Raw genomic sequence first — 18,530 nt, 5'->3', positions numbered from 1 at the left:
CCTGCCCAAGGGTGCGCGACGCGCGACCGGCCCTGGCGCCCACCTGGCGCCGGGTCTGTGAGACTGACGGGCCAGGGAAACAGATCGTTGCTTGACGGTGCAACATGCCCGCGCTTTTCTTGTGTCAGCGGTTGGTCGAGGGGCCGCCGGGAAGGAGAACGAGATGTCCATCGGAGAGGTCATCAGCCAGGTTCGGGAGTCACGGGGGCTGACCCAGAGCGAGCTGGCGGACAGGGTCATGGTGACCCGGCAGGCGGTCTCGCGCTGGGAGACCGGGGCCACCACCCCGGGCATCGACATGTGCAAGCTCTTGGCGTCTGCGCTCGACGTTCCGGTGACCCGGCTGCTGGAGGCGCCGCCCGGCCCGCACTGCCAGAGCTGTGGCATGCCCATCCCGGGGCAGGAGCAGCACGGCCTCGAGGCCGATGGGACCAGGTCCGAGGATTACTGCGCCTGGTGCTACGAGGACGGGGCCTTCGTCGGCCCGGAGACCCTGGATGAGCTCATCGAGCACAGCGCGCCGTACATGGCCGAGGGTGTCCACATCTCGCAGGACGAGGCCATCTCCTACATGACTGCCGTCCTGCCCCAGCTGCGCCGCTGGAGGGATCAGTAGTCTCGTCGTCACGGCGGATGGGGTGGCTGGATGCGGTCTGCTTCCGGGCCCCCTCGTGCCGCCCCCGGCGCGGTCGGCTGGGGCGGGCCGGGGACCAGTGCGGCGAGTAGGAGGCCACCGCGCCTGCGGGCATCCGGTTAGACTGCGACCGGTGAGCAGCGAGGACGCCATGGCTGCAGACTGGACGCACCTGCTTCATGACGGGCTGGCCCGCATCACCAACGCCGTCCCGGAGGTCAACCGGGTGGTGCCCGTCACCGGCAGGCCCGGGCGCCACTGGGTGGGGGTGGGCCGCACAACGTTTGTCCCCGTGGGCGGCGGTACCGTGACCGACCCCTCACCGAGGAAAGAGACTTCCATGAACCTCAACTCCAACAAGCGCCCCGACGACATGGAGCGGATCACCACACCCGAGCTGGCGGATGCCTTCATCGCCGAGGCCGTCGAGGCCGTTCGCGCGCAGGTCGGTGACGGCAGGGTGCTGCTGGCCCTGTCCGGCGGTGTCGACTCCTCCGTCGTCGCCGCCCTGCTCATCAAGGCGATCGGCAGGCAGTTGGTGTGCGTCCACGTCAACCACGGCCTCATGCGCAAGGGCGAGTCCGAGCAGGTTGTCGAGGTCTTCAGGGATGGGTTCGACGCGAACCTCGTTCACGTCGACGCCGCCGACCGTTTCCTCGGCCTGCTGGAGGGCGTGGCCGAGCCCGAGGCCAAGCGCAAGATCATCGGCAACGAGTTCATCAACGTGTTCGCCGAGGAGGCCGCCAAGCTCGAGGGCATCGGCTTCCTGGGGCAGGGCACCATCTACCCCGACATCCTCGAGTCCGCCAGGGGAGTCAAGGCCCACCACAACGTCGGCGGCCTGCCCGAGGGCATGGACTTCGAACTCGTCGAGCCCGTCAAGCTGCTCTACAAGGACGAGGTACGCGTCGTCGGGCGTCGGCTCGGCCTGCCCGAGGCCATGGTGGAGCGCCAGCCCTTCCCGGGCCCCGGCCTGGGGGTGCGCTGCCTCGGCGCGATCACCCGCGACCGGCTGGAGGCGCTGCGCGAGGCCGACGCCATCGTCCGTGAGGAGATCGAGGCCGCCGGACTGGACATCTGGCAGTACTTCTGCGTCGTGCCCGACATGCGCGCCACCGGCGTGCGCGACGGTAGGCGCGCCTTCGACTGGCCCGTCATCATCCGCTGCGTCAACACGGTCGACGCGATGACCGCCGAGGTGCCCGAACTCGACTGGCCGCTCATGAAACAGATCACCGCTCGCATCCTGGCCGAGGTGCCCGGCGTGTGCCGTGTGGCCTACGACCTCACCCCCAAGCCCGTGGGCACCATCGAATGGGAGTGACAGCCAGCGGCTTTCTGGGTGCTGACTAACGCTAACATATTGTTATGTTTTGCACCGTATTGCTTATATGATGTGTCTTAGTGGGAGGAGGCATCTCATGGCAACGAGGCAGATAGCCACGAGAGTTGACGCGGAGCAGGCGGAGCTCTTCAAGGAGACCACGAGGAGGCTCGGCACCACCCCGGCGGATGCGCTACGCATGTTCGTGACCGCCTTCAACAGCCACCGTGGTTTCCCCTATGATGTGCGCCTCTCTGAGGATGTCGAGCCGTTCGCCACCGAGGAGGATGCCACCAGGTTCGCAACCGACCTCTCCCTGAAGGCGATCAATGAAGCGCGGTGAGGTATGGACGCTGCGGGACGACGCGTATGCGAGCAAGGCACGACCCGTCGTTGTCGTGCAGAGCGAGGAGTTCCCGGGATTCGGCTCGGTCGTCCTCTGCCTCTTCACTGGCTTCGACTCGAGCGGCATCCCGACGTGAGTCCTCGTCAAACCGAGTGAGGGCAACGGACTTGCGAAGCCGAGCTACGTGATGACTGACAAGATCGTGACCGTGGACAAACAGCTTCTCGGAAAGCGAGTTGGCATCCTGGACAAGGAGGACATGGCCGAAGTCTCGCGGCAGCTCATCGCTGTCCTGGGCTTGGGGCAGGCCTGAGTTGCAACGTGCCCGAGCTCGACTGGCTGTTGCGGACTGTCCTGACGGCCAACTGACGCAACCAATACGGTCCAACTCGCGCAACGAAAACGGTCCAACTGACGCAATGGGTGGTAAATTTGCGTAAGTCATCTTGAGGTGACAAGGGCGTTCAACAGGAGGCTGGCGATGCCCATTCGGTACCTGAAACGAGTGGCCGACGAGATGCTCGCCGCGGCTCTCACGGCGAATGGCGCCGTGCAGGTCAAGGGCCCCAAGTGGTGCGGCAAGACGGCGACGTCACTGCAGCAGGCCAACAGCGTCGTCTACCTTCAGGACCCCGATCGCAGCGAGTCCTACCTCGCGCTCGCCGATGCCAAGCCCTCCGCGCTTCTTGAAGGCGCGACGCCGCGACTCATCGACGAGTGGCAGATGGCGCCCCAGCTGTGGGACGCCGTCCGTTTCGCGGTGGATCGCCGGGGCGAGCCGGGGCAGTTCATCCTCACCGGTTCGTCGACCCCGACAGTCGAGGGTGCGCACTCGGGTGTCGGGAGAATCGCCGGGCTCGTCATGCGGACCATGACCCTCTCCGAGTCGCTGGAATCCAGCAACCAGGTCTCCCTGCAGGCGCTCTTCGACGGTGACACGGATGTCGCCGGCATGTCCCCGCTCGACGTCGAGGACATCGCCCGGGTCCTGTGCCGGGGCGGCTGGCCCGCCGCTGTCACTGCCGCCGTTCCGGCCGGGCGCCTCGCGCGGACCTATGTCGAGGGACTCATCGACTCCGACGTCGCGCGCATGGATGGCGTCTCGCGCAGTGCGACCCGCATGCGTGCGCTCATGCGCGCCTATGCCCGGCACATCGCCACCCAGGCCTCGCAGGCGACGATCGCCGCGGACCTCGCCGTCGATGATGCCGCCATGGCGCCCAACACAGTGAGCGACTATCTCGATGCGCTCGCCCGGGCGTACGTGATCGAGGACCTGCCGTCCTGGAACCCTGCGCTGCGTTCCCGCACCGCGCTCCGTACGAGCCCCACCCGGCATTTCGTCGACCCGTCGATCGGTGCCGCGGTCATGCGGTGGGCGCCGGCCGATCTGCTGCGGGACTTCGAGACCTTCGGGTTGCAGTTCGAGTCGCTGTGTGTGCGCGATCTGCGGGTCTACGCCGAGGCCATCGACGGGACGCTCTTCCACTACCGTGACAAGACCGGCCTGGAGGCCGACGCCGTCGTCGTCCTCGCGGACGGCCGCTGGGCCCCGTTCGAGGTCAAACTCGGCTCGCGCCAGCTCGATGAGGCCGCCGCGCACCTGAGACGACTGCGCGACCGCGTCGATGTCGACCGCATGGGGGAGCCCTCCTTCCTCGCCGTGATCACCGCTGGGGCGACCGCCTACCGCCGCGACGACGGTGTTCTCGTCATACCCCTGGCCTGCCTGTGCCGGTGACCGGTGGCACGCGTTCGGGCATCGGTGACAGGTGCATTTGATCGGGGGAATCCCCCGTGCGTCGTGGCGCCACATCAAGGGCTGAGAAGGCGCCACATGCCCGGTTAGAATGACGCCAAATGCCGGGTTCTGCGTGACGACGGGAGAAGACCATGGGGGATGTGAGCTATCGTCCCCGCGTCGTCGACGCACTTGTCGACGATGTCCTGGGCTACTCGGGCGGCCTGCTCATCGAAGGAGTGCGCGCCTGCGGGAAGACCATGACGGGCCGGCAACACGCGGCCTCTGAGGTCGCCCTGGACTCCGGCCTGCCGCAGGTTCGTGCCGCTCTGGAACTCGATCCCGTATTGCTACTGGAGGGCGATACCCCCAGGCTCATCGACGAGTGGCAACTCGCGCCGGTTCTGTGGAACACGGTGCGCCGGGAGATCGACGCCAGGCGGCGCCCCGGGCAGTTCATCCTCACCGGCTCCTCCGTACCCGCAGAGGATGCCGCGCGCCATTCCGGGGCCCACCGCATCTCAAGGGTGCGGTTGCGGCCCATGACCCTGTTCGAACGCGGCCTGGGCAGCGGAGACGTCTCACTGGCGGCGCTGTTCGACGGTGAGGAACCGTCACCCGTGATCGACTCCGGTACGAGCGTCCGGGAGGCCCTGGACGCGTTGGTCCACGGCGGTTGGCCGGGTGATCTCGACGCCTCTACCGCTCAGGCGCAGCGACATCTGCGCGACTACGTCGAAGACCTCGTCACCATCGACGTGGGACGACTCGACGGGGAGCCCCGGCGTGACCCGATCCGGTTGCGCGCGCTCCTGCGTTCACTGGCGCGCCATGTCGCCACAGAGGCCTCGTTCACCACCATCGCACGGGACGTGAGCGCACGGACGCTGAGCGCGGAAACCGCCGTCGGCTATGTCAATGCGCTCAAACGCCTCTTCATCGTCGAGGAGCAACCGGCCTGGGCACCGCACCTGCGGTCGCGCTACGCCGTGCGCACCTCGTCGAAGCTGCACTTCGTGGATCCGGCCCTGGCCGCGGCCATCACCGCGACCTCTGCCGAACGCCTCATGCAGGACCTGGAGACGGCGGGCCTGTGGTTCGAGTCCCTGGTCGTCCAGCACCTGCAGACCTTCGCCGAACTGCGGGGCGGGCGGGTCTACCACTACCGCGACAAGTCGGGCAAGGAGGCCGACGCCGTCGTTGAGTTCGACGACGGCCACTGGGCCGCTTTCGAGGTCAAGCTCGGTCAGCGGCAGATCCCGAAGGCACAGGCCTCGCTCGCCGCCTTCGTGGCGGACATCGACGTCGACCGCACATCTCCGCCGGTTTTCACCGCCGTCGTGACCGCGGACGGACCGACGATGCGCCTGCCGGACGGTACGCTCACCTTCCCGCTCGGCGCGCTGTGCCCGTAGCGGTGTGCTCGTCCTGGCGCCGACCTCGGTGATCATTGAAGAGGGCGCTCGTCAAAAACCTGTGAGGCCGCGGGGCGCCCACTAAGAAGGCTTGTATCCGTCGGGCTGTTGACCACGACCTTCCCCGGACCGTACGATCCCCTCCCAAGACGACGTGAGACCTGCGACATGGTCGTGGCAGACCGACTCGCCGGACCCGGCTTCGTCCGAAGCCGACGCCGTGCTGGGCCGGTGGCCGGGGCCCTGCGCGTGGCCTGCTTCACCCGGCAGGAGGAGACATGGAGTACACCAGGCTCGGCGCCACGGACATCACGATCCCGCGGCTGTGCATCGGCGGCATGAGTTTCGGGAAGGTCTTCCCCGACTTCCACCAGTGGGTCATCGACCAGCCCGCCACGCAGGCCGTCATCGCCCGCGCCCTGGAACTGGGGGTGAACTTCTTCGACACCGCCAACGTCTACGCCCACGGCACGAGCGAGGAGTTCATCGGACAGTCGCTGAAGAACCTGGGCGTCGACCGCGAGGACGTCGTGCTCGCCTCGAAGGTCTACTTCAACGAGGGGCACCTATCGCGGGAGGCCATCGAACGCGAGATCGCCGGAACACTCGAACGCCTGGGCACCGACTACCTCGACCTGTACATCATCCACCGCTTCGACTACGACACGCCCGTCGAGGAGACCATGGCGGCCCTCGACGCCCTCGTGCAGGACGGCCGGGTCCGCGCCCTCGGGGCGAGCGCCATGTACGCCTACCAGCTGCACACCATGCAGGTGGTCGCCGACCAGAACGGCTGGACCAGATTCTCCAGCATGCAGAACCACTACAACCTGCTCTACCGTGAGGACGAGCGGGAGATGATCCCGGTGTGCCGCCAGTACGGCATGTCCCTCACCCCGTACAGCCCGCTCGCCTCGGGACACCTGACCCGCCCCACCTGGGACTCCGACAGCGTCCGCTCCACCACCGATGCCACGATGCGCAGCAAGTACGACCGCGACCGCGAGACCGACATGCCCATCGTCACCCGCGTCGCCGAACTCGCCGAGCGGCACCAGGTGCCGATGTCCGACATCGCGCTGGCCTGGCACTGGGCCAGGGGCGTCGCCGCCCCCATCGTCGGCTGCTCGAAGCCGAGCAGGGTCGACGACGCGGTGCGAGCCCTCGACGTGCAGCTCACCGCCGACGAGGTGGCCTACCTCGAGGAGCCCTATCTGCCGCACGAACTCGTCGGGCCGCTCGCCCGCCCCGGCGAGGAAGCCCTGGCCGGGGGCCTCCAGGAGCCGCCGCGGCGTTCGTGAGGGTCGATCGTCGTTTCCGCCGCGCGCACGGGGAAGGTGTTCTTCAGCACGACCACCCCGGGCGCGGGAGGGGCGAGAACCTGGCCGGCAGGCCAGCGCGGTCACAGCGAGGCGCTCGACCGGGAGCGCCCGAGGGCGAGACCGGTCACCAGGACGGCCACCGCGAACAGGGCACACACCCCGCAGTCGGCCAGCGGCGGAGCCAGCGATCCGGTGGCTGTCGACACCGAATCGGCGGCACCGGTGATGGCCTGATTGACCCAGTAGCAGGGCGTGAACCGGGACGCCGAGATGACCGCACTGGGCATGTAGTCCACCGGGACCCAGGTGCCGGACAGGAAGGACAGGGTCATGCCCGCGATGTTCGCGACGGCGTTCGATGCGTTCTCTCCCAGACCGAGTTGGCCCAGCAGGAAACCCACCGCCGACGCCACGAGCACATAGGCCAGCAGGGCCAGGGCGACGATGCCCAGCAGCGGCGCGGAGCCGGACGCGTTCTCCGGGCCGAACACGGTGAGGCCCAGGCCGACGATCCAGGCCCAGCCCACGACGCCGACGACCAGGCAGGCGCACAGCACGCCCGTGCTCCGCGTCAGGCCACTGACCGGTGCCGCGTCGATGCGTGAGCGCATCGGCCGGCGGCCCAGCGCGGTCGTCAGCGTCGAGACGGCCACGACGGCGAAGGCGAACAGCGGGTAGGTGGAGAACTTGGCGAAGACGACGAGGGGGTCCGGCAGGGGCGTGCTGTCGGGGGTGATCAGCTCGGCCTGCGCCTCCCGGGTCATCGCCTCCTCGGCGAGCGCGACGGCCCGTCCGGGCCCGTCAGTGCCGGATGACAGATAGGCGTAGACCTGGTTGAGCCAGGCGCGGGCACGCACGTCCATGAGCGAACCGGACGCCGACTCGTAGCTGACGATGGTGTCCAGCACCGGGGCGTCCCGGCCCTGGCGGGCCGCATCGCAGAACTCCTCCTCGTAGCCTTTCGGGATGATGAGGATGTACTGGATGCGGTTCTGGGCGGTGGCGTCCTGCATGGCCCGCCTGTCGTCGTCCAGGGGCGCCGGATCGCCCGAGGACTCGACGTAGGTGCCCAGCCCCCGGGACAGCTGCGAGCCGTCCCGGTCGATGACCGCCACCGTGGGTACCTCGTCGAGGACCTGCACGGCGTCCTGCCCGCTGGAGGAACCCGTGAGCACGCCCAGCATGCTCAGCAGGAACAGGTAGATGAGGATGTAGCCGCGGTGCGCGGCGATGATCCTCAGCGAGCACTTAAAGATGCTCATGGCTCATCCTCCTCATCCGGATCAGGGCGATCGCCAGAAACAGGCACGTCATGGCTGCCATGACGGCGCAGCTGCGCGCGAAGGGTGCGAGACTGTCGTAGTAGAGCAGCGAGAAGAAGCAGTGCGCCGCCTGCCACAGGGGGTTGAGCTGCGCCAGTAGGGGCAGGGACTGCTGCACCGTGTCGGCGAGCTGCTGGGCAGCCGTGCCGTACAGGCCGGTGAACAGCGACAGCAGGCAGGTGATGCCCGAGACGATGCCAGCTCTCAGCCCGCGGACGGTCCCCAGGGCGGCGCCCGCGGCGCAGGACAGCAGGCTGGAGACGGCGATCGCCAGGTGACACAGCCCGGTGTGCGTCCCGAAGTCGATGCCCACGACGAGACGGATGAACCAGAAGGCGGCGAGCAGGCAGGCGAGGATGCACAGCCATGAGGCCCCGAGCGTGCCCGTCAGCACCTTCCACCGCGGGATCCCGGCGAGCGTGCGGCGCGCGCCGAGCGGTGAGGACCCGGCCACGATTTCCTGCACCGCGAGCATCGAGATGTTCATGCCCATACCGCTGGCGAAGGCGAGCAGCGAGAAGTAGTACCGCACCGTCGAGCGGCTGGGGGACGCGGTGATCTGCGCGCGCTGGGTGGAGACGTGCTGCACCTGCGCGGCGGCGATCTGCTCGGGGTCGGCGCCCTGCGCCATGAGTGTGGCGTACTGGGCCGCGCTCTGCGCATAGGAGTCGAGGGCCGCGCGCAGCACCGGGATCGTGTTCGCCGTGGTCTCGCTCGGCAGGACGTGCAGCACCGGCACGCCGTCCTCGACGGCGATGAAGCCGGCCGTGTCGCCGTTCTTCGCGGCCGCCTCGGCCTCGTGCGCCGCGGCGAACCGGTGGGTGTTGATGAAGTGGGTCTCGCCCCGCTCGGACGAGATGGCGCCGATGAAGGCGTCGAATCCCTCGGCGGCCTCATAGGCGCTGTCCTGGACGATGCCCATCTCGATCGGGTCCGCCTCGTAGGAGCCGTCGAGTTTCGAGAACGCGGCCATGAAGATCAGCGACATGATGACGGGGAAGGCCAGTGTCCACACGAGCAGGACCTTGTCGCGCAGCAGCCGCAGTACCTGGTATCTGCCGACGGTGAGCATCTCAGGCCGCCTCGTCCCGCAGTGCCCGGCCGGTGATCTCGAGGAAGACGTCGTTGAGGGTCGGCGGCTCGGAGGTGACCCGCCCGTAGCCGACGCCCCGGTCGGCCAGCACACCGAGCACATCGGACAGATTGTGTGCCCCGGAGGTGCACTCGACGAGCAGTTCAGGGGGCTCGTAGTCGGCGGTGCGCACGTGATCGAGGCGCCGCACCTGCTCGATGACGCCCTCGGCGAGGGGCTCGGTGCCGATGATCTCCACCCGGATGCGCTCGCCCGTGCCGATCATCGACTTGAGTTCGTCATTCGTGCCGATCGCCAGCCGCCTGCCCTCGTCCATGATCATGATGCGGGTGCACAGCTGCTCGACCTCCTCCATGTAGTGGCTCGTGTAGATGATCGTCGCGCCCTGCTCGTTGAGGCCCCGGATGCCGTCGAGGATCGCGTTGCGGCTCTGCGGGTCGACGGCCACCGTCGGCTCGTCGAGGATGATCAGCTCGGGCCTGTGGGCGATGCCGCAGGCGATGTTGAGCCTGCGCAGCAGGCCGCCGGACAGCTTCTTGGGCCGGAACCTCGTGAACCCGCCGAGGCCGACGAAGTCGATGGCATCCGCGACGAGAGCCCTGCGGCGCCTGCGGTCGGGGACGTAGAGGGCGCAGAAGGCGTCGATGTTCTCGGCGACGGTGAGCTCGTCGAAGACCGCCACGTCCTGGGGCACGACACCGATGCGCCGTTTGAGTTCGTAGGAGGTCGCCGTCATCGGCCGGCCGAAGACGGCGACCTCACCCCGGTCGTAGCTCAGCAACTGCAGGATGCAGTTGATCGTGGTGGTCTTGCCCGAGCCATTCGGCCCGAGCAGGCCGAAGATCTCCCCGGTCCGGATGTGCAGCGAGAGATTGTCCACCGCGACCATCTCCCCGTAGCGCTTGACCAGCCCCTTGACGGACACCGCCTCGTCGGACATGCCGGCTCCTTCCTGTCGGATCGTCGCGATGATCATCCCGTGCCGCGTGCGGCGCGCAGAAGTGAGTGCTGTCACGCGATGGGTCAGGGCCCATGACTTCTGTCACGAGTCCAGACAGCGGACCAGCAAGGCGCCGTCGTGCCGGATAATCACCCCCATGAGGGTTCTGGCGGACAAGGGCGTCATCGGGTGCGGGTGCATCGTCATGGCGCTGCTGCCCGGCCCGCCCGGTGCCGCCGGGATCGCGTGGCTGCTCGGCGCGGTGGCGGTGAGCGGCGCGTGCATGCTCACCGAGAGCACACGGGCGGCGGTCGTCGCACCGGCCACCTACCTGGTCCTGGCGGCCCTGTCGCCGTGGTCGCTGTCCGGTGCGCCCCTGCTCGTCCACGACCTGTTCCGTGCCGTCACGGTCCGGTCACGCGGTGCATGGCTGCTCCCGGCATGCTGCATCCCCGTCCTCTCGGCCGTGACGAGGCATGCTCTTTCACCGCCTGCCGCCGGGCTGTGCGCCGTCGTCTGTGCGCTGGCCGCCGTCCTTGCCGTGCGTACCGCGCAGGGCGAGGCGACGCGGCAACGCCTGTACGCCCTGCGGGACGACCTGCAGGAGAGGGTCGGCGAACTGCGGGCCTCGAACGCCCGGCTGCTCGAGAGCCAGGACCACGAGACGAGGGCCGCCACCTTGTCCGAGCGCACCAGGATCGCCCGCGAGATCCACGACACCGTCGGGCACCTGCTCACCCGGCTCGTTCTCCAGACGAAGGCGCTGCAGCTCGCCCACCGGGGCGAACCGGCCGTCATGGCGGAGCTGGGCGAGGTGAACGCCACACTCAACGAGGCGCTGGACTCGATGCGCCGCAGCGTCCACGCCCTGTCGGCCGAGGGCGAGGACCTGGCGACATCCCTCAACGTGCTGGGCTCGCGCTGCGGCATCGAGAACGTGACCGTGGACTGCACCCTGGACCGGGAGCCACCGCCCGCCGTCTCGCGCTGTCTCGTCGCGGTCACCCGTGAGGCGCTGACCAACGCCGCCCGGCACGGCCGGGCCGATTCGGCCCGGGTCGTCCTCACCGAGTACCCGGTGTTCTGGCAGATCACCATCGGCAACGACGGAGACCCACCCACCCCCGAGCAGCTGCACGGCGCCACCGGCATGGGCCTGCGCTCGATGCGGGAACGCATCGAGTCGCTCGGGGGCGTGCTGAGGATCACCACCAGCCCCCGGTTCACGGTGTTCGCCACCCTCCCGAAGGAGAACGCATGAGAGTGCTCATCGTCGATGACGACGCCATCGTCGCCGGCTCACTCGCCACCATCCTGGCCGCAGAGGACGACATCGAGGTCATCGGAACCGGCGGCAGCGGCCCCGAGGCCGTCGAGCTCTATGCTCGCGAGCAGCCGGACATCCTGCTCATGGACATCCAGATGCCCCGGGCGACGGACTGGCGGCCGCCGAGTTGATCCTGGCCGCCGACGAGCGGGCACGCATCGTCTTCCTCACCACCTTCTCCGACGACGAGTACATCGTGCGGGCACTGCGGATGGGCGCCCGTGGGTACCTCATCAAGCAGGATGTCGCGCGGATCGCCCCGGCCCTGCGTGGCGTCATGGCAGGGATGAGGGTGCTCGAGGACGAGGTCCTCGAACGCACCACCGCCCTGAGCGCCAAGAACACGGCCGGTGCGGCGAGGAGCGGAGCGTTCAGCGCTCTCACCGACCGCGAGTACGAGGTCATCGAGGCGGTCTGCGAGGGCCTGGACAATGCCGAGATCGCCGAGCGGCTCTTCATGAGCGAGGGCACCGTGCGCAACCACATCAGCGCAGTGCTGGCCAAACTCGGGCTGCGCAACCGCACCCAGATCGCCGTGCTCTACTACCGGGCGGGTTCCTGACGGTTCGGCCGTGCCTCTCGGTCCCGGAGGGGACCCCACCATCCGTGAGCCCCTGGCGGCCGGAGAGCGTCACTGCTCGGCTGCGGTCAGAGAGGAGCGCAGCTGGGCCAGGAAGCGTTCGGCGATGGGGGAGAAGACCTGGTGCCTGCGCCAGATGAGGTGCATCGTCGTGGTGAGCGCGGGGGCCAGCGGCCGGAACACGAGGCCGGTGCCCTCACCCGTGCCGACGAGCCGGTCGAAGGTGAGCAGGCAGCCCAGCCCCTCACGGACGAAGACGGCGCCGTTGTAGGCGAGCCGGAAGGTGCCCTCCAAGTGCAGCTGGGGCATACGCTCGGCGGCCCAGAGGGGGATGTCCCTCCGCCACGACTGCTCGGAGCAGAACAGCGGCACGCCGACCAGGTCGTCCAGGGTCACGGCGCTCCTGCTCGCCAGCTCGTGATCATCCCGCACCACCACACCCCACACGTCGGCGCCGGGGAACGTGAGGTGCCCGTACTTCTCATCGTCGGGCTCCTCGACCAGGGCGGCGAAGTCCAGGACGCCCCGGTCGAGTTTCTCCGTCACCTGCTCGGTGTCGCCACTCGTGATGTGATAACGCAGCCCCGGGCATGCCCGTTTGAGACGCCGGATCTCGCGGGCGATGAGGCTCACCTGGTGCGACTCGGCGAGCCCGAGGTGCAGATCGCCGCCGGTGACGTCATCGAGCGCCGAGAACTCGCGTTCGATGCGGTCGGCCATGCGGACGAGGTCATCGGCGCGGTCGCGCAGCAGTCTCCCCTCGTCGGTGAGCCCGACGCTGGAGCTGTGGCGGACGAAGAGCCTCTGGCCCAGCTCCCGTTCAAGGGTCTTCATCTGCTTGGACAGCGTGGGCTGCGTCAGGTGCAGCTGTTCCGCGGCCCGGGTCATGCTCCCCTCACGGGCGATCGCGAGAAAGGAACGCAGCGTGCGGATCTCCATGGACGAGGCCTCCTCACCCAACGACGTGACATGCCTTATGAGCATATCTGACATGCGAACTTGCCATTAGAGAAATAACTCAGAGTTGGCGAGAATCGGTTCCAGAGGCCCCGAGGATCGCGCCGTGGCGGCACCGAGCCGCCCCTGGCGTGCCGCAGGAGCGGGGCCGCGGAAGAAGACGAGGACCATGCAGAACGAACAACTCGACCTGACACAGGAGTGGGACAAGGTCTTCCCGCTCAGCGATGCCGTGGATCACGAGAAGGTCACCTTCCACAACCGCTTCGGCATCACCCTGGCGGCCGATCTCTACAAGCCGAAGAGGGCCGAGGGGGCGCTTCCCGCGCTCGCCGTGTGCGGGCCCTTCGGCGCCGTGAAGGAGCAGGTCAGCGGCCTGTACGCCCAGACCATGGCCGAGCGCGGCTTCCTCACGATTGCGTTCGATCCCAGCTTCACCGGCGAGTCCGGCGGCCGGCCCCGCTTCATGAACTCGCCCGACATCAACATCGAGGACTTCCAGGCGGCCGTCGACTTCCTGTCCGTGCGCGGCGACGTCGATGCCGAGCGTATCGGCATCATCGGCGTCTGCGGCTGGGGCGGCATGGCGCTGGCCGCCGCGGCGGCCGACCCGCGGATCAAGGCGACCGTCTCCTCGACCATGTACGACATGAGCCGCGTCGCCGCCAAGGGATACTTCGACGCGGCCAACAGCGCCGAGGAACGCAACCGGACGCGGGCGTCCGTGGCCGCGCAGCGCACCATTGACTACCGCTCCGGCAGCTACGCCATGGCCGGTGGCGTGGTCGATCCGCTGCCCGAGGACGCGCCGTTCTTCGTCAGGGACTACTACGCCTACTACAAGACGCCCCGCGGCTACCACCCTCGCTCGCTGAACTCCAACGACGGCTGGACCGTCATCGGCGGGTCCTCGCTGATGAATGCGACCCTGCTGGGCTACATCGAGGAGATCGAGAACGCCGTCATGATCGTTCACGGCGAGGCGGCCCACTCCTACTACATGGGCAAGGACGCCTTCGCCCGGTTGAAGGGGGACAACAAGGAGTTCGTCTCCATCCCCGGCGCCTCCCACACCGACCTGTACGACGGCGGTGAGGAGGATGCGATCCCGTGGGAGCGGATCACCGCGTTCCTCACGACGCACCTGGTCTGATCACCAGCGGTCGACCCGCACCGCAGGGGCTCGCGCACGAGGTTGCGCGGGCCCCTGCGTGCCTGGACCGGAGGATTCCTCATGGCCGGGGGTTCTGCGTTCAGCAGCTCAGTCCCACCACAGGCCGAGGATGGGGGAGAGGTCCCGGAAATCGATGTACGACTCAAGGTCGCGGAAGCTGCTCTGCTCGTAGTCGTCCGGGCAGACCCGGTAGACCTCCGCGAGCAGGTCCATGAGCTCGGGGCCGGTGAGGCCCTGCGGTGGGAACTGGAGCTTGAGCATGTCGAAGCCGATACCCACCAGGGTGAGGTGGTAACGCTCCTGCCACGAGGCCGCGATACGCGCGATGGCCTCGCCCTCGAGAGCGTAGTTGGTCGGCCCCAGCCAGCCCAGCCCGCTCAGCACCCCGGCCGGCGAGGTGGCCGGAACGAGGCCCAGGGCCAGCGGGTCGGTCCCGTCCCAGGGAACGATGAGCTCATCCGCGCCGGCCGGTGGAGCGGCGACCGGGCCGCCGAGCCGGTGCACCGTGGCGATGGGGGCGATGGTCTCCAGGTAGGCCGCCACCTCGGGATCAGCGAGGTCCTGCGGATCGGTGGGGGAGAGCAGGAAGTCCTCGACGTCGAAGTCGCTGTTTCTGCCCGGCCCGAGCAGCTCGCCGCTGCGCCAGGGATTCCCCAGGTCGTCAAAATGACCGGCAAGGGCAACCGGCCAGAGCCCGGTCTGCCCGAAAACGGCGGCGAGTCGGCGCATCCATCCCAAGAGGGGCTCCGGCTCGACGGGTTCGGCGGTCATCCAGGCCAGCGGCACGATCCCGCCGTCCTCGATGGGGCCAGCGTGGACACCGGCTGGCAGATCGATTCCGCAGAGCCGGAGGGGTCCCTCGGGCGGGACGGTTCCTGGTGACGGCGAACGCAATGGCATGTCCCCGATCCTAGGGGCAGGGTTTCCGCGTCCGCAGCACATGAAGGGCCCCGGCTCAGCCATGGCTGAGCCGGGGCCCTTGCGGTCAGTCGCTACTCAGTGCGTCAGCGACGGCGCAGTGCGAGAGCGCCACCGGCAGTCGCGACGAGCAGGAGCCCAACCGCGAGGCCGGCCGAATCGGCGCCCGTCTTCGGTAGGCGTCCCGGACGCTTGCCGGAGGTGGTGCTTTCAGCAGCCGGTGCGGTGCTGCTGTCGGTCGCCTCTGGAGAGCTACTGCTCGGAACATCAGAGGGCGAACTCGCAGCAGGGCTGCTGGGCTCGGGAGTCGGGCTGCTGGGCTCGGGAGTCGGGCTGCTGGGCTCGGGAGTCGGGCTGCTGGGCTCGGGAGTCGGGCTGCTGGGCTCCGGGGTCGGGCTGCTGGACGACGTGGGGGTGTGGACGTTCGTGAGAGTGAAACCGTTCGTCGCATCCCCTGAGGGCCTGGTCTCGTAGCCCTCGACGGGGTCCTCGGTCACTGAGTACGCGATCGGGCTGCCGTCGTCCGTGTACACGGGCAGGCCGTCGAAGGAACCGGTCCAGTCGTCCTTGGCCGTCAGCGTGAGGCTTTCCCCAGTGTCCCGGTCATCCGCGTAGAGATGGACGGTGACCGAGCTCGGGCGCAGACCGTCCTCGTCGTCCGCATCGTCCCAGGCCTTCGTCACCTGGACGGACGTGGTGATGAGCTTGTTGTCGAACACCATGTCACCGGAAGGCTCGCCATCCTTGGTGATGACCGGATCACACTCCAGCACCCCGTCACCGTCCTCGTCGGTCGGGGTCACGGTCACGGTGTAGACCGTCGTGTCGGCCGTGTATCCCTGTGTCTCCTGATCCGGGCTCTCCCGGACCGTGTAGCTGTGGGTGACACCGATGTCCTCGCTGCCGTAGCTGATCGGGGCGAAGGAGACGGTGCCGTCCTCGGCGTTCCGCGCGGTCTGCAGAACACCGCCCTGGGCGTCGAGCAGATCGAAGGAGAAGACCTTGTCGCCGGGTGCTTCCCCGTCAACGGTCTTCGTGGCGGTGAGGGGGAGCGAACCGGTGACCTTCGTCGTCTTGGTCGTGTTGCCGCCGACAGAGTTCTCGATGGTCGTCCCAGCGGGCACCTCGGTGAAGTCCGTCACGATGGTGACCGTCTGTATCGAGCTGGCGGGGATGGCCTCGATGTTCGTGATGCGCACCGTGTTCGTGGCCTCGTCGTAGCTCAGCGAGAAGTGGCTCGAGGCGTAGGAGTCGACGTACTTGACTCTGGAGTCGAGCTTGTCGGTGAGGTTGATCTCGCCGACGGCGAAGGCCTGGTCGTTCTCGAAGGTGATGGTGTAGGTGACCGTCTGGTCCTCCGGGTCATCGCTGATCTCGGTCTTGTCGACGCTCTTGTAGCCGAGCGAGCTGCTGTAACCGGACATGGGCTTGAGCGTGAAGGACGAGGTCTCGACGTCCGGGCCATTCGGGCCCGCGTAGGTGATGCTCGAATTGTTCGTGAGCTTGATCATCGTGCCGGCCGGCACCGTCGCGTCGTAGTAGATGCGGTAGTACTTCGCGCCGTCGAGCCGGTCACCGAAGTCGAACGTCATGGTGTTGCCCGAGATCGAGACGATCTGCGCGACCTCATCGGCGGGAAGATCCGGGCCGGTCTGGTCACCGGGGTATTCGGTCACGATCCTGATCGAGGACGGGTCGAGCACCATCTCCGCGGGCAGCGTGTCGGTCACGACGACCCCGGTCATGACGCTCATCCGGGGATCGACCTCGATGGCATAGGTGACGGTCACGTCCCTGTTCTGGTCGTACACGCCAGAACTCGAGGTGTCCTGCGTGTAGCCGTCACCCTCGTACCCCCACTTGATGATGCCGCGTGTCTCCGGCCCCACGCCGCCGCCGTGGCTGCCGGCGCCCACGGTGATCGTCTTGGAGGCGTCACCGACGGTCACCGTGGCCGTCGTGGCCGAATCAGAGTTGTTGTTCCCGAAGGCCGAGATCGAGAACGACCCGGAGATGCCGTTCGGTGCGTTCTCGTTGAAGATGAGCCGATACTGGCCACCTCCCAGGTCCTCCACGCCGGAGAAGACCTGCTGGCTTACGGCGAACGAGACATTCCTCAGCGTCTCCGGGATGGTGACGGTCACGTAGTCACCAGCATTGATCTGGCCACGGTCGAGCGTGTACGAGACGGTGAACGCCGCGTACTGGCCATTCGCGATGGACTCGTTCTGCGTCGTAATCGTTGCATGGAAGTGCGCGGCGGCATCGCTGCCATCGGCGTTCGCCGTGGTCACGCTGCCGAACGTGGTGAGTCCCACCAGGAGGAGCAGTATTCCTGCGAGCCGGCCCAGCCGTCTTCTCATCATTGGTTCCTTCACTCGTGCTGCCAGGGGTTGGGAATGGGTGAAAAATCAGGGGTGCTCAGGGTTAATGTACCTGTTCCCCCGGCCATCCCCGTGCTACACACGCGCACCACCGCACCCGCTTCGAGGCGCGACCCGCGGGACGCGGTGTCATCGTGGAGCCCAGCCTCGCCCAGCCCATTCCCCGCGACCGGCCCGGACGGCTGACACTTCGCCGGCGGGACACCGGCAGTGTCTGGCGTCTGGCAGCAGATCTGCTCGTGCTCGCTGCCCAGATCATCAACACCGTCATCGTGGAGGGCGGTCGTGATTCACGGCCAGGGTTCAGGACAGGAGTATCGGGCGCGCTCCGAACGGTCTCTGGCTCGGCCTCCGGTTCTCTCCATGTCTATCGTGTAACACCCATGTGGCAGGGGTCTTCGCTGGTTCGTGGGCTTGACTGGACCGATCAGCGGCTGGTGTTCTGATGCGGTGAGGTCATTGACGGGGGCCTCGACCCGGACGGCGGGGGAGGGCCGCGAGACTGTTGGAGAGCATCATGAGCCGACGGGCGGCTGAACGAGCCGGGGGAGGGGCTGAGGACCCCGGCACGAGCTACCTGGGCCGGGCATGGTGAGCCTGGGCCCTGCTCTGAGGGGGAGGGCGAGGCTGGTGCCCGATCCAGCAGGGGGATGCGTCATCGTCCTCCGTCGCTCGGTCCACGCCAGGATCGCCGTCTTCGGAGTTCTCGTCGTGGTGTTCGGTCTCCTGGCGGCCCTGGGCGTGCATGCTCTCCGCTCGCCGAGTGATCGGGATGCCCGGGTCTTCTTCGTCATGGGTGCCGTCTTCATCGTTGTCCCCGTCGCACTGTGGGCGGTCAATGTGGCGCGGTGCCGGACCGTCCTGAGCTGGCATGGCATCGAGCTGTGCCGGATGATCCGTACACAATGGCGCCCCTGGCCCGCGACGCGCTCTGGTTTCTCCGTTTCGGCTCGCATCTTCAACAATGAACATGGACTGCGCGATTTCGAGCGGTACCGCTTGGTCCTGCACAACGGGACGTCCGACGAGCCCATCAGGATGCCGGGGGGGGGG

Annotated in this window: 17 protein-coding genes and 1 pseudogene; 12 read left to right on the top strand and 6 right to left on the bottom strand. The window is 67.8% G+C overall.

The window, feature by feature from the left end:
- The first annotated feature begins 163 nt into the window (after nucleotides 1–163).
- From D9T14_RS12330 to D9T14_RS12300, 7 genes and pseudogenes are all read left to right on the top strand, one after another.
- Nucleotides 164–616, top strand: a complete 453-nt coding sequence (locus D9T14_RS12330) for a zinc ribbon domain-containing protein (RefSeq protein WP_119162821.1) — start codon at nucleotides 164–166, stop codon at nucleotides 614–616.
- Nucleotides 617–638: 22 nt separating this feature from the next.
- A complete protein-coding gene (gene guaA, locus D9T14_RS14295) occupies nucleotides 639–1,958 on the top strand; it encodes a glutamine-hydrolyzing GMP synthase (RefSeq protein ID WP_119162820.1) in 1,320 nt (439 codons plus the stop codon).
- A gap of 97 nt (nucleotides 1,959–2,055) precedes the next feature.
- On the top strand, nucleotides 2,056–2,301 hold the full coding sequence (locus D9T14_RS12320; protein WP_119162819.1) for a type II toxin-antitoxin system RelB/DinJ family antitoxin: 246 nt from the start codon (nucleotides 2,056–2,058) through the stop codon (nucleotides 2,299–2,301).
- Nucleotides 2,288–2,617 (top strand): annotated as a pseudogene (locus tag D9T14_RS14290) (type II toxin-antitoxin system PemK/MazF family toxin). The gene D9T14_RS12320 and the pseudogene D9T14_RS14290 overlap by 14 nt, the downstream one beginning before the upstream one ends.
- 168 nt (nucleotides 2,618–2,785) lie before the next feature.
- Nucleotides 2,786–4,045 (top strand): ATP-binding protein, encoded by a 1,260-nt coding sequence (locus D9T14_RS12310; protein ID WP_119162818.1) that lies wholly within the window; start codon nucleotides 2,786–2,788, stop codon nucleotides 4,043–4,045.
- A gap of 152 nt (nucleotides 4,046–4,197) precedes the next feature.
- Nucleotides 4,198–5,460 carry an ATP-binding protein gene (locus tag D9T14_RS12305; RefSeq protein ID WP_119162817.1) on the top strand — a complete coding sequence of 421 codons (1,263 nt, stop codon included), beginning with the start codon at nucleotides 4,198–4,200 and terminating at the stop codon, nucleotides 5,458–5,460.
- A gap of 278 nt (nucleotides 5,461–5,738) precedes the next feature.
- Nucleotides 5,739–6,761, top strand: a complete 1,023-nt coding sequence (locus tag D9T14_RS12300) for an aldo/keto reductase (RefSeq protein WP_119162816.1) — start codon at nucleotides 5,739–5,741, stop codon at nucleotides 6,759–6,761.
- Between the two features lie 101 nt (nucleotides 6,762–6,862).
- On the opposite strand, the gene D9T14_RS12295 is transcribed toward D9T14_RS12300, so the two are convergent.
- From D9T14_RS12295 to D9T14_RS12285, 3 genes are read right to left on the bottom strand one after another with little or no spacing between them, the layout of a single operon-like run.
- Nucleotides 6,863–8,044: an ABC transporter permease gene (locus D9T14_RS12295; protein WP_119162815.1), complete on the bottom strand. Its 1,182-nt coding sequence runs from the start codon at nucleotides 8,042–8,044 to the stop codon at nucleotides 6,863–6,865.
- Nucleotides 8,031–9,176, bottom strand: a complete 1,146-nt coding sequence (locus tag D9T14_RS12290) for an ABC transporter permease (protein WP_119162814.1) — start codon at nucleotides 9,174–9,176, stop codon at nucleotides 8,031–8,033. The genes D9T14_RS12295 and D9T14_RS12290 overlap by 14 nt, the downstream gene beginning before the upstream one ends.
- A gap of 1 nt (nucleotide 9,177) precedes the next feature.
- On the bottom strand, nucleotides 9,178–10,137 hold the full coding sequence (locus D9T14_RS12285; RefSeq protein ID WP_119162813.1) for an ABC transporter ATP-binding protein: 960 nt from the start codon (nucleotides 10,135–10,137) through the stop codon (nucleotides 9,178–9,180).
- Nucleotides 10,138–10,294: 157 nt separating this feature from the next.
- On the opposite strand from D9T14_RS12285, the gene D9T14_RS12280 reads away from it, so the two are divergent.
- From D9T14_RS12280 to D9T14_RS12275, 3 genes are read left to right on the top strand one after another with little or no spacing between them, the layout of a single operon-like run.
- Nucleotides 10,295–11,398, top strand: coding sequence for a sensor histidine kinase (locus D9T14_RS12280; protein WP_119162812.1), 1,104 nt, complete (start codon nucleotides 10,295–10,297; stop codon nucleotides 11,396–11,398).
- Nucleotides 11,395–11,595, top strand: a complete 201-nt coding sequence (locus D9T14_RS14285) for a response regulator transcription factor (RefSeq protein ID WP_232012482.1) — start codon at nucleotides 11,395–11,397, stop codon at nucleotides 11,593–11,595. The genes D9T14_RS12280 and D9T14_RS14285 overlap by 4 nt, the downstream gene beginning before the upstream one ends.
- Complete coding sequence (locus D9T14_RS12275) at nucleotides 11,592–12,026, top strand: response regulator transcription factor (RefSeq protein ID WP_232012483.1); 435 nt, start codon at nucleotides 11,592–11,594, stop codon at nucleotides 12,024–12,026. Before D9T14_RS14285 ends, D9T14_RS12275 begins: the two co-directional genes overlap by 4 nt.
- A gap of 69 nt (nucleotides 12,027–12,095) precedes the next feature.
- On the opposite strand, the gene D9T14_RS12270 is transcribed toward D9T14_RS12275, so the two are convergent.
- Nucleotides 12,096–12,983, bottom strand: a complete 888-nt coding sequence (locus tag D9T14_RS12270; RefSeq protein WP_119162811.1) for a LysR family transcriptional regulator — start codon at nucleotides 12,981–12,983, stop codon at nucleotides 12,096–12,098.
- A 124-nt stretch (nucleotides 12,984–13,107) separates the two neighbouring features.
- Here D9T14_RS12270 and D9T14_RS12265 point away from each other — a divergent pair, with 124 nt between their 5' ends.
- Nucleotides 13,108–14,154 (top strand): alpha/beta hydrolase, encoded by a 1,047-nt coding sequence (locus D9T14_RS12265; RefSeq protein WP_232012484.1) that lies wholly within the window; start codon nucleotides 13,108–13,110, stop codon nucleotides 14,152–14,154.
- Nucleotides 14,155–14,262: 108 nt separating this feature from the next.
- Here the strand turns inward: D9T14_RS12265 and D9T14_RS12260 are convergent, their stop codons facing one another.
- Together D9T14_RS12260 and D9T14_RS12255 are read right to left on the bottom strand one after the other, a co-directional pair.
- A complete protein-coding gene (locus D9T14_RS12260; RefSeq protein ID WP_170175671.1) occupies nucleotides 14,263–14,961 on the bottom strand; it encodes a DUF4253 domain-containing protein in 699 nt (232 codons plus the stop codon).
- Between the two features lie 218 nt (nucleotides 14,962–15,179).
- Nucleotides 15,180–17,456: a Cna B-type domain-containing protein gene (locus D9T14_RS12255; protein ID WP_170175672.1), complete on the bottom strand. Its 2,277-nt coding sequence runs from the start codon at nucleotides 17,454–17,456 to the stop codon at nucleotides 15,180–15,182.
- Between the two features lie 732 nt (nucleotides 17,457–18,188).
- Between D9T14_RS12255 and D9T14_RS12250 the strand changes: the two genes are divergently transcribed.
- The coding region (locus D9T14_RS12250; RefSeq protein WP_220668347.1) for a hypothetical protein at nucleotides 18,189–18,530 on the top strand (342 nt) is incomplete at its 3' end.

This window comes from Propionibacterium australiense, from assembly GCF_003666605.1.
Lineage (GTDB): Bacteria > Actinomycetota > Actinomycetes > Propionibacteriales > Propionibacteriaceae > Propionibacterium > Propionibacterium australiense.
The sequence above is the reverse complement of the archived record's forward strand: the minus strand, read 5'-3'. Positions and strand labels throughout refer to the sequence as shown.